The sequence below is a fragment of the Novosphingobium sp. genome (assembly GCF_965214355.1).
GTDB lineage: Bacteria > Pseudomonadota > Alphaproteobacteria > Sphingomonadales > Sphingomonadaceae > Novosphingobium.
Genome location: NZ_CBDCBI010000001.1, coordinates 35,880 through 49,698, shown reverse-complemented (window position 1 = coordinate 49,698; position 13,819 = coordinate 35,880). Strand labels below are relative to the sequence as shown.

Below are 13,819 nucleotides of genomic sequence, written 5' to 3'. Positions count from 1 at the left end.
AAGGATTGCCATGTTTGCAAAGCCCCCCTTGCGCGGGATCACCGCCATCCTCGGTCTGGCGACGGCGATGGCCGCGCCGATGGTCCTGGCGCAAGCCGCGCCCGGGGCCGCGCCCGGCGCCGCAACCGAGACGGCGACGGGGACGATCCATGCCGACCGCCCCGGGCCGGTCATGAACCGCCAGGTGTTTGGCCAGTTCGCCGAACATCTGGGGCACGGGATCTACGGCGGGGTCTGGGTCGGCGCGAATTCGGCAATACCCAACGACCACGGTTATCGCAGCGATGTCATCGCGGCGTTGCGCGCGATCAAGGTCCCGGTGGTGCGCTGGCCCGGCGGATGCTTTGCCGACGAATACCACTGGCGCGACGGCATCGGGCCGGCCGCCGCGCGCCCGGTCAAGATCAACACCAATTGGGGCGGTGTAAACGAAGACAATGCGTTCGGAACGCAGGAATACATGGGTTTTGTCGAACGGCTGGGCGCAGAGGCCTATGTGTCGGCCAACGTCGGCAGTGCGCCGCCGAGCGAAACGGCCGCGTGGATCGAATATCTGACGTCCCCGACCGGATCGACCCTGGCCAAGGAACGCGCCGCAAACGGCCATCCCGCGCCGTTCAAGGTGACGTACCTGGGCGTGGGCAACGAGCTGTGGGGATGCGGCGGCAATATGCGCGCCGAATATGCAGCGGACCTGACCAATCGCTATGCCCAGTTTGCCAAATCGGGCGCGGGACCGATGCTGAAGATTGCCAGCGGGCCGAGCGATTCCAATTATGAATGGACCGACACGATGATGCGTCTGGCGGGCAAGGCTATCGACGGCCTGTCGCTGCATTATTACACCCGCCCGCGTGATGCCAACTGGAACGACAAGGGACCGGCGCTGGGCTTCACCGAACGCGAGTGGGCGGCAACGATGGCGCATACCTTGCAGATGGAAGAGTTCGTCACGCGCCATTCGGCGATCATGGACAAATACGACCCGGCCAAAAAGACCTGGCTGGTCGTTGACGAGTGGGGCACGTGGTACGACCCGGCGCCCGGCACCAATCCGGGCTTCCTGGTCCAGCAGAACAGCCTGCGCGATGCCGTTGTCGCCGCGCTGAACCTCAACATTTTTGCGCATCATGCAGACCGCGTGAAAATGGCGGCGATCGCGCAGATGGTCAACGTGCTGCAGGCGATGCTGCTGACCGATGGCGTTCGCATGGTCAAGACGCCGACGTACTGGGTGTTCGACCTGTACAAGCCCTGGCAGGATGCAACGACGCTGCCGATCGATCTGCAATCGCCGGTCTATCGCAACGGCGACACCGCCCTGCCCGCGATCAGTGCCTCGGCGGTGCGCGACACGGGCGGGCGGATGCATGTCGCGCTGGCCAATCTCGATCCGCACCGCGCGATACCGGTTGCCATGACCTTGGCGGGTCTGCGCCCCGGCTCGGTTTCCGGGCGTATCCTGACCGCACTGGCGATGGACGCGCACAACGATTTCGATCACCCCGATGCGCTTGTGCCGATGCCGTTCCACGGCGCGCAAGTGAAAGGCGGCGCACTGGCGGTTGCACTGCCGCCGATGTCGGTGGTCGTGCTCGATCTGCAGTAACCGGGCACGCCAGCCATCTGCCGGGGATTGTCAGATGGTAGCGCTACCGCTACACCGGCCGGCATAAGAACAACGACGGAGAGATGCGATGATTCGAGCCTTTGGCATGACGCCATTGCGTCGATCGGCGCGCGGTATTCGCACGGCGGTTTGGCTTTGCAATGCAGCGATCGGGTGCATGATCGCAACCCCGGTCGTGGCGCAGAACGATCACATGACCACCATCGCCATCCCGGCACAGCCCGGTGCGATTGCGTTGAACACAGGCGGTGTCGCCGGAGCCAAAGCGCCCGAAGCATGGCACAGCCAGTATGGCAGCATGTTTGCCCGCAATGTGACGGCCGCGACTCTGACGCCGTTTCTGCCCGATCCGGCCAAGGCCACAGGGACCGCGGTCGTGGTGGCGCCTGGTGGCGGATTTCAGTCGCTGTCGATGGAAAACGAAGGGTGGGACGTCGCACGCGCGCTCGCGGCCAGGGGCGTTGCCGCCTTCGTCCTGAAATACCGGTTGCATCAGACACCGCAGGATCTAGCCACTTTTGCCGCGCCACCTGCCGCCACATCCGGGACCAACCGGCCACGACCCGATGCCAGCGCCATGATGGCGGATATCGACCCGCAGATCGCCGACGCGCGCGCAGCATTCGCGCTGATCCGGCAGCGGTCGGGTAAATGGCATATCGATCCCGCGCGCATCGGAATGATCGGCTTTTCGGCAGGCGCCATGCTGACGATGGCAACGACATTGCGCGCGACCGATGTGAAACCAGCCTTTGTCGGCGATATCTATGGCCCGATGACAGCGATGACCGTCCCGGCGGATGCGCCCCCGCTGTTTGTCGCGCTGGCCACCGATGACCCGTATTTCGGCAACAGCGGGTTTGGCCTGATCGATGCCTGGCGCGCGGCGAAGCGCCCGGTCGAACTGCATTTCTTCGAACAGGGCGGCCACGGCTTTGGCATGTATCAGAAGCCGACGACGAGCACCGGCTGGTTCGACGAATTCGTGCGCTGGATGACGATGCACGGGTGGGTGAAACCAGCGGGGTAATCTGCCGCATCCAGAAATCCCGGCCGCAGGCAACGATACGATAAAAGCAGGAGTTGATGGTGCTGAAATACGTGGGAACCGCCTTGCTGGCCTCTGCCAGCGCGCTCGCCGGCCCGGCCGTTGCGCTTGGCCAGGCGTTGACCGTGACGCCGGCCCAGACGCTGGAGATGCAGGGCCTTACCGTCGTGATCGATCAGAACCAGTTCAACCCGATCTTTTTCGACGAGAAAAATGCCGGCATCCAGATCATTCTGCATGGCGACCGGATTGCCACCGATGGGGCGGTCCGGCTCGATCGCACCCCGGAGCAATGGGCCCCGGTCCCGGCATTTGTCGGCCGCACGCTCGGCAAGGAGCCGAACCAGGTCGTCGTGCGATCGGCATACAAGGCCGCCAATCTCGCCTATACGGTCAAAGTCACCGCCGAGGGTGACGGCTTTCGCATCGCAGTCGACCTGGATCAGCCGTTGCCGGAAAGCCTGGCGGGCAAAGCCGGGTTCAATCTCGATTTTCTGCCGACCACCTATTTCGGCAAGACATACCTGATGGATCGCGCGCCGGGCCTGTTTCCCCGCCATCCCGACGGCCCCATGGCAAAGGACGGATCGGGCGATCCACTGCCGATCGCAGAGGGCGGCCATGCGCTGACGCTGGCACCCGAAGACCCGTTGACGCGGGTGACGATCGCCTCCGACGGGGCGCCACTGATGTTGTACGACGCCCGCAACCGTGCCCAGAACGGCTGGTTTGTCGTTCGTTCGATGATCGCGGCCGGCGCCAGGGACAATGCGATCGTGTGGCACGTGCGGCCCAACGTCATAAAGAACTGGGTGCGCCAGCCGGTCGTATCGTTCAACCAGTCCGGCTATACCCCGACCCGCAGCAAGATCGCGATGATCGAACTCGACCCCAATTTTTCCGCGCCGCGCGAGGCGCAACTTGTCAAACTGGCGGCCGATGGCACGCGCCAGACGGTGTTGAGCGCCGCGATAAAACCGCAAGGCCGGTGGACACGCTACAACTATGCCAGTTTCGATTTTTCGTCGGTGCGCGATCCCGGCATTTATGCAATTTCCTATGCGGGCAGCACGACCAACCCGTTCCGGATTTCGGCGGATGCCTACGGGCGGATCTGGCAGGCATCGCTCGATACGTTCATCGCCGAACAGATGGATCATATCGGCGTGCGCGAACAGTACCGCGTCTGGACAGCCCCTTCCCACCTCGACGATGCGCGGCAGGCACCGCCGAATATCGTGCATTTCGATGCCTACAAGATGGGTGCAAACCTCGATTCGCCGTTCAAGCCGGGCGAGCATATCGCCGGCCTGAGCGTCGGCGGCTGGCAGGATGCGGGCGATTACGATATCCAGACGCCTGAAAACACGATGGTCGTGCGCGATCTGGTCTGGGCGCGCGAACTGTTCGGGCTCGATTGGGACGAAACGAGCATCGACGAGACTGCCCGGACTGTCGAAATTCGCCGGCCCGACGGGATCGAGGATGCCGTGCAGCAGATCCGGCACGGCACGCTGCAGCTGCTGGCGCAATACAAGGTGTTTGGCCACGCCATCGTCGGCATCGTCGATCCGGCGTTGCGCCAATATGCCCATCTGGGTGAGGCAGGGTCGCAGACCGATGGCCTGATCTATGATGCCGCGCTCAAGCCCAACACGCAGACCGGTGTGGCATCGGCGATTCCCGACGATCGCTGGGCATTCACGACCGACTATCCTGCCAACGACCTGCTGATGGCAGGCGCGCTGGCCGGCGCCAGCCGGGCGCTGGCCGCCAGTGACCCGGCCATGGCGGCCCAGGCGCTTGCCGCGGCGAAGACGCTGTGGGCCCGGCAACAATCGGGCACCTTGCGAGCGGGCGACGGGCGCGATGACGGCACCTGGGCACGGTCGCCGGACATGAGCAATGTCTCTGCGACGATCGAACTGTTGCTGACCACCAAGGGCGACAAGGTCTATGCCGATCGGCTGCGCGCCCTGATGCCCGTGATCCGGCAGAATTTCGAAGGAGTCGCCAGTGTCGCAGTGCGCGCGATACCGTTCATGGACGCAGATTACCGCGCGCAACTGGTGCCGCTGGTCAGGGCGATCAAAGCCCGGGCGGACGGCGCGGACGGGCACAATCCGTTTGGCGTGCCGATCAGCATGGGCGGTTGGGGTGGTTCCAACCAGGTCGTCAGCTTCGGCACGACGATGTACATGCTGCACAAGGCCTTTCCGGATATTGTCGGCACGGCCTACACGCTCGACGCGCTCGATTACGTGCTCGGGCGCCATCCGGCCAACAACCTGTCATTCGTATCGACAGTCGGAACCGCGTCGAAACTGATCGGCTATGGCCACAACCGCGCCGATTATACGTTCATCCCGGGCGGGCTGGAGCCCGGCATGGTTGTCATCAAGCCGGACTTTCCCGAAGTAAAGACCGACTGGCCATTCCTGTGGTTCGAAAACGAATACACGGTCAGCACGACGGCTGCGTACATTCTTGCAGCGCGCGCTGCGACGGCGGCTGCGGCGGAAACGTTCTAACGCTTGCGCGGCTTGCGCCTTGGCGCGGCGTCGGATTGCCGGCGGACAAACTGATAATCCATGCGGACGTGGGTCACCGCCTCTGCGGGATCCGCGTCGTCGGCCGGGGTGCCATTGCGCAGGTGCTGGACCAGCAGATCCACCGCCGAGCGCGCCATATCGCTGATCGGTTGGCGGATTGTCGTCAATTCGGGCCAGATTGCGGTCGCCAGCGGGGTATCGTCAAACCCGCAAACGGTAAGGTCGCCGGGCACATCGAGCCCGCGCCCATGCGCGATTGCCATGGTTGCGGCTGCCATGTCGTCGTTGCTGGCAAAGATCGCGGTGGGCGGCACGGCCTGGTCGAGGATGTGTTCCGACGCATCGAGGCCAGAACGGTATGTGAACAGCCCTTGCGCAACCAGCGCCGGATCGAACGGCACACCCGCCTCTGCCAGCGCGGCGCAATATCCGGCAAAGCGGCGTTCGCTCGCCGAGATATCGGGGTTGCCCTTGATGAACCCGATCCGCTTGTGCCCCATCGTCAAAAGATGGCGGGTCATTTCCTCGGCGGCGAGCTGATCGTCGATATTGACCGAGGACACATCGGTCCGGATATGGCCGGTGGCAACGGCAACCGTGTAGATCGATGCAGCCTTGAGCGCAGCGAGCATGTCGTTTGAATCGCACAGCGGCGGTGGCAGCACCACGCCAAACACGCGCGCCCGGTGCAAGTGGTCGATGACCCGGTCGACGGTCATGTCATCCGCAAATTTTTCAACAGTCAGCAGGACGTTGAGCCGACTTGCCTGATCCAGGCTGCCCATCAGGAATTCGGACAAGTACGACGCCGAAGGGTTGGAATACAGCAGGCCGATACGGGTTTCTTTTGCACCTGCCAGCGTCCGCGCCGCCGGGCTGGGTTCGTAATTCAGCTTGGCAATGGCCTGTTCGACACGTTCCCGCGTTTCGGGACGCACGGTTTTGTGGTCGTTGATCACGCGCGAGACCGTCATCGGCGAAACGCCGGCATGCTCTGCAACATCGGCGATCGTAGGTGCGCTGCTTTGTCGGCGCGATCCTTTGGTGCTCATCATGCGGTCAGCCGGGTTGAGGGTGCCACAAATGGCGGTTTTTCGTCGTACCCAAAACCCGCCTCAATGCCAGCCCAAAATCGTCCTTCCCCCAACCAGGGCGGGGCGGCGTTCTTATCCAGGCGATCCAGCAAGATCGGCCGAACGTTATGGCCCGACGGAAAGCTCGAACCCGGGCAACGGGATACCGCGCGCGTCGCGGGTGTTGATCAACGGATTGCCCGCCCAGCCATGCCGCACGCGGGTGACGGGTCTGCCATCATCCGATAGCACGACACTGGTCCCCTCTATGCGCGCGGGGGCATAGCGACAACTGGACTGGCCTGCGCCGCACAGTTCAAATCCGATCGGCGCGGCCGCGCTCCACGCGGCCAGCCCGCCTTCGATTCCGGCAAACACGACCCGGATGGCAGACCCTTCGCGACGGGCCGAAATCGGCACCGGCAGCGCAACGCCCTGGGCCGCCAGCGCGAGCCGGTGGCCCAGGCTCGCCTTGTTGGCCGGGTGGATATTCTCCGCCTCGCCAAGATCGATCGCAGTGACCAGTGCGGTGTCGGGCTCTGCGACGCTTGCCAGGCGCTGGTCCTCGCGCACGGTGGCCCATCCCGATTCCGTCGGGGCCAGTTGGGGCGCGCCAAAATTGGCCAGTTGCACCACCAGCATTTGCGCGCTCGATCCGAACTGGCCGCGCCATCCCTGGATCAAGCCACGCAGCCGTGCCTCATAGCCCGGTATGCCGTCATCGCTTTCACCCTGGTACCATGCCACGCCTTTCAGCGCGAAATGGCCGAAAGGCGCGATCATGGCGTTATACATCACGCCGATACCGCCATTGGAATCCCACGGCGCGCGCGGCGGATAACTGCTGACGGGCGCGATCGCATAGCGCCAGTCCGTCGCGAGCGATAGCGGTGTACCCCCCTCGACGGCCCATTGCAGATGGTCGGCCGGGCTGGTGAAGCCACCGGTGCCATAGCTGTTGGTGATGGCGACCATGATCTCGTTGGCCCCCGCGTGCAGATAGGATGGCGGCACGCGATAGCGGCGTTCGTAATCCCAGCCGAAACTGTTGCCCACGGCGTGGCCATTGACCCAGGTCATGTCCATATCGTCGAGAATGCCGAGATTTAGCGTGCCGCCCGCCCTCACTTGCGCCGCATTCAACGTGACCTGGCGGCGCAGCCAGACCGTACCCGTAGCATGCGACGCCAGAGGGGTGCCGGTCCAATCGTTCCAGTAGCCGATCTTCGGGACCGGGTGCCACGCCAGTGTGTCGGGTGCCAGCCATGGCCGCGATCCGCCGGTGCCCCCGGCGTACCAATCGGCCCATCGCGGGGCAAAGGCAGCCACGGCGCCGAGCGGATCACCCGGAAACTGACGCAACAGCGCCATGTCGGCAGAGCCGTACAGCGCCACGCCGGTCGCAGGTGCCAGCCACGGGCGGATTTGCGATCCACCCCAGCTCGCATGGATCGCGCCGATCGGCACACGCGATGTCTTGCGCAATTCGCGTGCCATGAAATAGCAGGCCGCCGAAAACGGCGACACGCTGGCCGGCGCCGCTGCCTGCCAGTTTACGGCGGTAGGAAAATCAGCCTTTGGGACAGTGCTCGTGGCTTTGGCGATGGTCAGCAGCCGCAGACCGGCGTCGGCCGAACCCTCGGCGACACTGGGTCCATCGAGCGCGCGTGTCAGCGGATATTCCATGTTGGACTGGCCCGAGCACAGCCAGACATCACCAATCAGGACATCGTGCAGCACGATCGGCGCAGTGCCCTGCCCGGCGGTGATTTCGATCGGCACCGGCGTGGCGCTGGCCGCATGGGCGGCAAAGTGCAGCGCGAAGTGACCGGCGGCATCGGCGGTGGCAGTCGCACGGTCGGTTCCCACCGACCCGGCAACGGCTTCGCCCGCGTTGGCCGTGCCCTCGATCACGATCGGCGCATCGCGCTGGATGACCATGTGATCGGCCCATGCCGGGCCCGGCACCGGCGCGGCCGAGGCAGATGCCCCAGCCAGCAGGGCCGGGATCAGGAGGGCAGACCCTGTGGAGATCGAAGGGCGCGGCTGGCGGCAACGCAGCGACACGGTTTGCAAAGCATCAATCAGGGTCATTGTGAACACATCCGTATCACCGCTGTTCCCCTGCCCGTCCGCCTTTTATGATAGCGCTATCAAAAAAGGCGGGCGGGCAGGTACAATCATGAAGAACCCGGTCAGCCGGTCATGTCTTCCAATTCTATGCCTTTGGTTTCCTTGACCATGCGCAGCACGAATATGGCCGATAGCGCAGCACAAATCGTGTAAAAGCCATAGGTTATGGGTAGGCCCAGGGTTTTGGCCGCAGGGGGAAAGCTGGACGAGATGGCGTAGTTTGCCAGCCATTGCGCAGCGCCGGCCACGGCCAGCGCCGAACCGCGCATCTGGTTGGGGAACATTTCACCCAGCATCACCCACATGACCGGACCCCAGCTGATGTTGAAGAACACCACATAGGCATTGGCGGACAGCAGCGCGAACGTCCCGATACCGGCGGGCAATTGCAGTTTGCCGTGGATGAACACGCCCTGGGTAAAGCAGAACGTCAGCATGGCCAGAGTGACCGTCATGCCGATCGAACCGATCAGCAGCATCGGTTTGCGCCCGATCCGATCGACCGCCAGCACCGCGATCAGGCAGGCGACGATGGAAACCGCGCCCGAGATGATATTGACCTTGAACGAATCCGCTTCGCTGAACCCGACCGCCTGCCACAGGATCGCGCCATAATAAAACACCACGTTGATCCCGACGAGCTGTTGAAACACCGCCAGACCGATCCCGACCCAGATGATCGGGCGGACGCGACCGGTGCCACGGTCCAGCAGATCACCAAATGTCGGGCGATGGTCGGCAACTAGCGAATTGTTGATGTCCTGGACTTTGGCGTGGGCGGCGGCCCCACCAAACAAGCGGGCCATGACGGCCTCGGCCTCGGCCATCCGGCCTTTCGACACCAGGAACCGCGGGCTTTCGGGAATGACGAGCAGCGTACCGAGAAACAGCAGCGCCGGGATTGCCTGCACCCAGAACATCCAGCGCCACGCTGCATAACCATGCAGGATCTGCAGCGAGTTGCCGGCCCATTGCGCCAGCAGGTAATTGGCGACGAACGCCCCGGTCAGGCCGGTGATGATCATGATCTGCTGCACGCTCGACAGCCGCCCGCGAATGCCGGCAGGCGTCACTTCGGCGATATAGGCAGGCGACAGCACCGAGGCAGCACCCACGGCAGCGCCGGCCAAAAAGCGGAATGCAGCAAACACGCCAGCCGACTGCGCCGCGCCTGCGCCCAGCGCAGACAGCGTGAACAGGACTGCGGCGGCCATCATCACCATGCGGCGGCCCATCACATCGGCCAGTCGCCCGGCGATGAAGGCCCCGGTCGCGCATCCCAGCAACAGCGAGCTGACCAATTGGCCAAGCGCCGCATCGCTCAAGCCGAACGCAGTCTGCAACCCGACCTGCGTGCCGTTGATCGCGCCCGAATCATACCCGAACATAAAGCCGCCGATCGTCGCCACCCCGACGATTGCGGCAATCAACGGTAAGTTGGTCTGATCGCCAACCGCTGCCTGTGGATCGCTCATCCCCTGATATCCTCTGTTTTGCCGCGTCGTTTGCGCGGGACCCGGTTCGTTGATTCGAACGGGCTGTGTCGGTTAAGAGGACAAGCACACGAAAAGAGGTTGTACAAGTCCAATTGGTAGCGCTAACCAGCTGGCCAGACGAAGTGAGTCATAAGCATGTTTTTGGGATTGGACATAGGCACTTCGTGCGTGAAAGCCGTGGTGGTGGACGAAACAGGCACGGTGGTCGGACAGGCCAGCGTGGATCTGACCAGTTCGCGACCGCATCCGCTGTGGTCCGAACAGGACCCGGCCGACTGGTGGTCTGCCACCAATTCTGCAGTCAGCCAGCTGCCGGCCGGAATCCGGCGTGGCGTGCGCGGCATCGGCCTTGCCGGACAGATGCATGGCGCCACATTGCTCGACCGGTCGCACCGTGCGCTGCGCCCCGCCATTTTGTGGAATGACGGGCGCGCTGCTGCGCAATGCGTGCAGCTGGAGGCAGATTGCCCCGACCTTGGCGCAATTTCGGGCAACCGCGCGATGCCCGGCTTTACCGCGCCGAAGCTGATGTGGGTGCGCGAACACGAGCCGGCGATTTTCGATCAGGTTGCGATGGTGCTGTTGCCAAAGGATTATGTGCGGCTGCGCATGACCGGCGATTGCGCTTCGGACATGTCGGATGCGGCGGGCACGCTGTGGCTCGATGTCGCCCGGCGCGACTGGTCCGATCGGCTGTTGGCAGCAACCGGGCTGACGCGCAGCCAGATGCCCGCATTGCACGAAGGATCCGACATTACCGGGCGCCTGCGCGCCGAACTGGCCGAAGCGTGGGGCATGGACCAGGTCCCGGTGGTGGCAGGCGGCGGCGACAATGCCGCCGGTGCGGTCGGTGTCGGCGTGGTCCGGCCCGGCGACGCATTCCTGTCCTTGGGAACATCAGGTGTGCTGTTCCTGGCCAATGCCACTTACCAGCCCAATCCTGCCGGCGGCGTGCACACCTTCTGCCACGCCCTGCCCAACCGCTGGCACCAGATGGCTGTGCATCTGAGCGCTGCGAGCTGTATCGACTGGGCCGCGCGGCTGACCGGGCTGAACGACGCGGCCGCGCTGTTGCGCGTGGTCGAAAATCGGGGCGCACTGGCGCAAAGCGTAGTGTTCCTGCCCTATCTGTCCGGCGAACGCACCCCGCACAACGATCCCAATGCGACCGGTGTGCTGTTCGGCCTCAATCACGACAGCGATGCAGCCGTCGTGGGCCAAGCCGTGCTTGAGGGCGTGGCCATGGCCTTTCGCGACGGGCTCGATGCGCTGGTCGATGCCGGCAGCCAGCTCGATACCATCACGGTCATCGGTGGCGGGTCGCGTTCGGCCTATTGGGGACGATTGCTCGCCGCATCGCTCGACCGGCCGCTGACCTATCGGCGCGGCGGCGAAGTCGGGCCGGCCTATGGCGCGGCGCGGCTCGCACAACTCGGCGTCGACCACGGCACTGTCGAAATTGTATGCGCACCGCCGCCGGTCGACCGGGTCATCGAACCCGAACCCGCCCTGGTCGAACATTTCGCCCGGCACCAACCCCATTTCCGTTCATTGTATTCCTCTCTGCAGGCCCGTTTCAAGGAGTGCCAAGCATGACCAGTTATTTCGCGGACATCGAACCGATCCGCTACGAAGGCCCGGACTCGACCAATCCGCTGGCATTCAAATTCTACGACAAGACCCGCATGGTGATGGGCAAGACGATGGAAGATCACCTGCGTCTGGCGGTGTGCTACTGGCACACGTTCTGCTGGGACGGCTTCGACGTGTTCGGCGCCGGTACGTTCAATCGGCCGTGGCACGGCGGCCCGGTCGATCAGGCGCGCGCCGAGCACAAACTTGACGAAGCGTTCGAATTTTTCACGCGCCTCGGCCTGCCCTATTTCTGTTTCCACGATGTCGACGTGATGGCTGTGGCCGGCACGATCGACGAACATGTCCGCAATTTTGCCACGATCATCGACAAGATCGAGGGCAAGATGGCGCAGACCGGCGTCAAGTTGCTGTGGGGCACGGCAAACCTGTTCAGCCATCCGCGCTATATGGCGGGCGGCGCGACCAATCCCGATCCCGATGTGTACCGCTTTGCCGCAACGCAAGTGCGCCAGTGCCTGGAGGCGACGCATCGCCTGCATGGTGATAATTACGTGCTGTGGGGTGGCCGCGAAGGCTACGACACTATTCTCAACACCGACCTGGCGCAGGAAAAGGCGCAATTGGGCCGGTTCCTGAACCTGGTCGTCGAGCACAAGCACAAGATCGGCTTTACCGGAACAATCCTGATCGAGCCCAAGCCGCACGAACCGACCAAGCATCAGTACGATTTCGATGTCGAGACCGTGTATGCATTCCTGCAGAAGCACGGCCTGGAAAACGAGGTGAAGGTCAATATCGAAGCCAACCATGCGACATTGGCAGGCCACAGTTTCGAACACGAAATTGCAACGGCCGTATCGCTGGGCATTCTGGGATCGATCGACATGAACCGCGGCGATCCGCAGAACGGTTGGGACACCGACCAATTCCCGAACGATGTCCGCGAAATCACGATGGCCATGTATTATATTCTCAAGAACGGTGGCCTGGGCACCGGCGGCAACAATTTCGATGCCAAAGTGCGGCGCCAGAGCATTGATGCGGTGGATCTGTTCCATGGCCACGTCGGCAGCATCGATGTCCTCGCACGCGGTCTGCTCGGCGCGGCCAAGCTGATCGAGGGCGGACAGCTCGATGGCATCATTGCCGAGCGGTATGCCGGCTGGCAGACTCCCGAGGCGCAGGCCATGTTGTCGGGCAGCATCGGGCTCGCCGAGATTGCCGACAAGGCCGTGGCCGACGGCGTTGCGCCCAAGCCTCGCTCGGGACGGCAGGAAATGCTGGAAAACATCATCAGCAATTGCTGCTGAGCCGGCGGAACGTGTGCCAGCCAAAGGGATCATCGTGGTCTGTTTGACAGACGCCAGATGCTGAACTTTTGCGATGTGCCCGATACAGCGGATAGCGATGTCTTCCGGCTTGGCACGCCGGACAGTTTCATCGCGATGTCGGTGACCGGCGGGATGCTGCTGGGCTGGCACCATCACGGGCAACCGCTGGTGCGCAGCGCGCTTCCTTCGGTCATGACGTGTACGCAGCCGGTCGACAGCGCCGGTTTTCCGCTGGTGCCGTATTCGAACCGGATTGCCGATGGCCAGTTCCGCTGGGATAGGCAGCCGGTCCGAATTCGGAAGAATTTCGCGCCGGAACCCCACGCCATCCACGGGGTGGGGTGGCGCGCGCGCTGGCGTCTCGACGCGATCGGGCGCGACAGCGCGGTGATGAGCATGCATCATGCCGCCAATGCAGACTGGCCCTGGCCCTTCGTTGCGCGGCAACGCATCGTCCTGACAGGCGGCGTGCTGTCGTTGGAGCTGGAGGCGCGCAATCTGGCCGATCACGCAGTGCCCATGGGATTTGGCCATCACCCCTATTTCGATGCGCAAGGCGCAACCTTGCGGTTTGGTGCGCAGACCGTATGGCGCAATTCCGCCCTGCACCTGCCCGACCAACGCGATCCGCCGCGCGGTGATTTCGATTTCGCCGATGGCGGCCTGGTTGCCGGCCGCCGCATCGACAACTGCTATGAAGGCTGGGACGGCGTGGCAGACATTGGCTGGGACGGGTTGCCCTGGCGACTGGCGTTGTCAGCCACAGCCGGATTGCCGTGTGCCATCGTCTATATTCCGCAAGGCGAGGCCTATTTCTGCTTCGAGCCCGTCCCGCACGCAAACAATGCGCTGAATCTGCCGAATGCCTCGCCTGTCCCGGTAATCGCGGCCGGCGCCTGTTTCAACGCCACCATCCGCATGGCTGCGCATCCTGCAAGGGCGCCGGATTGACTGCCCTGG

9 protein-coding genes are annotated in these 13,819 nt (G+C 63.6%); 6 read left to right on the top strand and 3 right to left on the bottom strand.

Translation table 11 applies throughout. The features are described from left to right. Window positions 1-10 precede the first annotated feature (10 nt). The 3 genes from ACOOE2_RS00210 to ACOOE2_RS00200 all read left to right on the top strand — a co-directional run bounded on the left by ACOOE2_RS00210 (window position 11) and on the right by ACOOE2_RS00200 (window position 5,209). Window positions 11-1,609, top strand: a complete 1,599-nt coding sequence (locus ACOOE2_RS00210) for an alpha-N-arabinofuranosidase (protein ID WP_420381010.1) — start codon at window positions 11-13, stop codon at window positions 1,607-1,609. A 178-nt stretch (window positions 1,610-1,787) separates the two neighbouring features. After that, a complete protein-coding gene (locus tag ACOOE2_RS00205) occupies window positions 1,788-2,660 on the top strand; it encodes an alpha/beta hydrolase (protein ID WP_420381009.1) in 873 nt (290 codons plus the stop codon). A gap of 56 nt (window positions 2,661-2,716) precedes the next feature. After that, window positions 2,717-5,209 (top strand): glycoside hydrolase family 9 protein, encoded by a 2,493-nt coding sequence (locus ACOOE2_RS00200; protein WP_420381008.1) that lies wholly within the window; start codon window positions 2,717-2,719, stop codon window positions 5,207-5,209. Here ACOOE2_RS00200 and ACOOE2_RS00195 read toward each other — a convergent pair. The 3 genes from ACOOE2_RS00195 to ACOOE2_RS00185 all read right to left on the bottom strand — a co-directional run bounded on the left by ACOOE2_RS00195 (window position 5,206) and on the right by ACOOE2_RS00185 (window position 9,911). Further along, complete coding sequence (locus ACOOE2_RS00195; protein ID WP_420381075.1) at window positions 5,206-6,282, bottom strand: LacI family DNA-binding transcriptional regulator; 1,077 nt, start codon at window positions 6,280-6,282, stop codon at window positions 5,206-5,208. The genes ACOOE2_RS00200 and ACOOE2_RS00195 overlap by 4 nt on opposite strands. 147 nt (window positions 6,283-6,429) lie before the next feature. Next, entirely contained in the window at window positions 6,430-8,397 is a 1,968-nt protein-coding gene (locus tag ACOOE2_RS00190; RefSeq protein ID WP_420381007.1) for a sialate O-acetylesterase, read from the bottom strand. 101 nt (window positions 8,398-8,498) lie between these two features. After that, on the bottom strand, window positions 8,499-9,911 hold the full coding sequence (locus ACOOE2_RS00185; protein WP_420381006.1) for a sugar porter family MFS transporter: 1,413 nt from the start codon (window positions 9,909-9,911) through the stop codon (window positions 8,499-8,501). 156 nt (window positions 9,912-10,067) lie between these two features. Between ACOOE2_RS00185 and xylB the strand changes: the two genes are divergently transcribed. The 3 genes from xylB to ACOOE2_RS00170 are packed head-to-tail and all read left to right on the top strand — an operon-like array spanning window position 10,068 to window position 13,810. Continuing rightward, window positions 10,068-11,528, top strand: coding sequence for a xylulokinase (gene xylB, locus ACOOE2_RS00180; RefSeq protein ID WP_420381005.1), 1,461 nt, complete (start codon window positions 10,068-10,070; stop codon window positions 11,526-11,528). Then, complete coding sequence (gene xylA / locus ACOOE2_RS00175; RefSeq protein WP_420381004.1) at window positions 11,525-12,838, top strand: xylose isomerase; 1,314 nt, start codon at window positions 11,525-11,527, stop codon at window positions 12,836-12,838. Before xylB ends, xylA begins: the two co-directional genes overlap by 4 nt. Window positions 12,839-12,895: 57 nt before the next feature. Further along, window positions 12,896-13,810 carry an aldose 1-epimerase gene (locus ACOOE2_RS00170; RefSeq protein ID WP_420381003.1) on the top strand — a complete coding sequence of 305 codons (915 nt, stop codon included), beginning with the start codon at window positions 12,896-12,898 and terminating at the stop codon, window positions 13,808-13,810. Window positions 13,811-13,819: the final 9 nt, after the last annotated feature.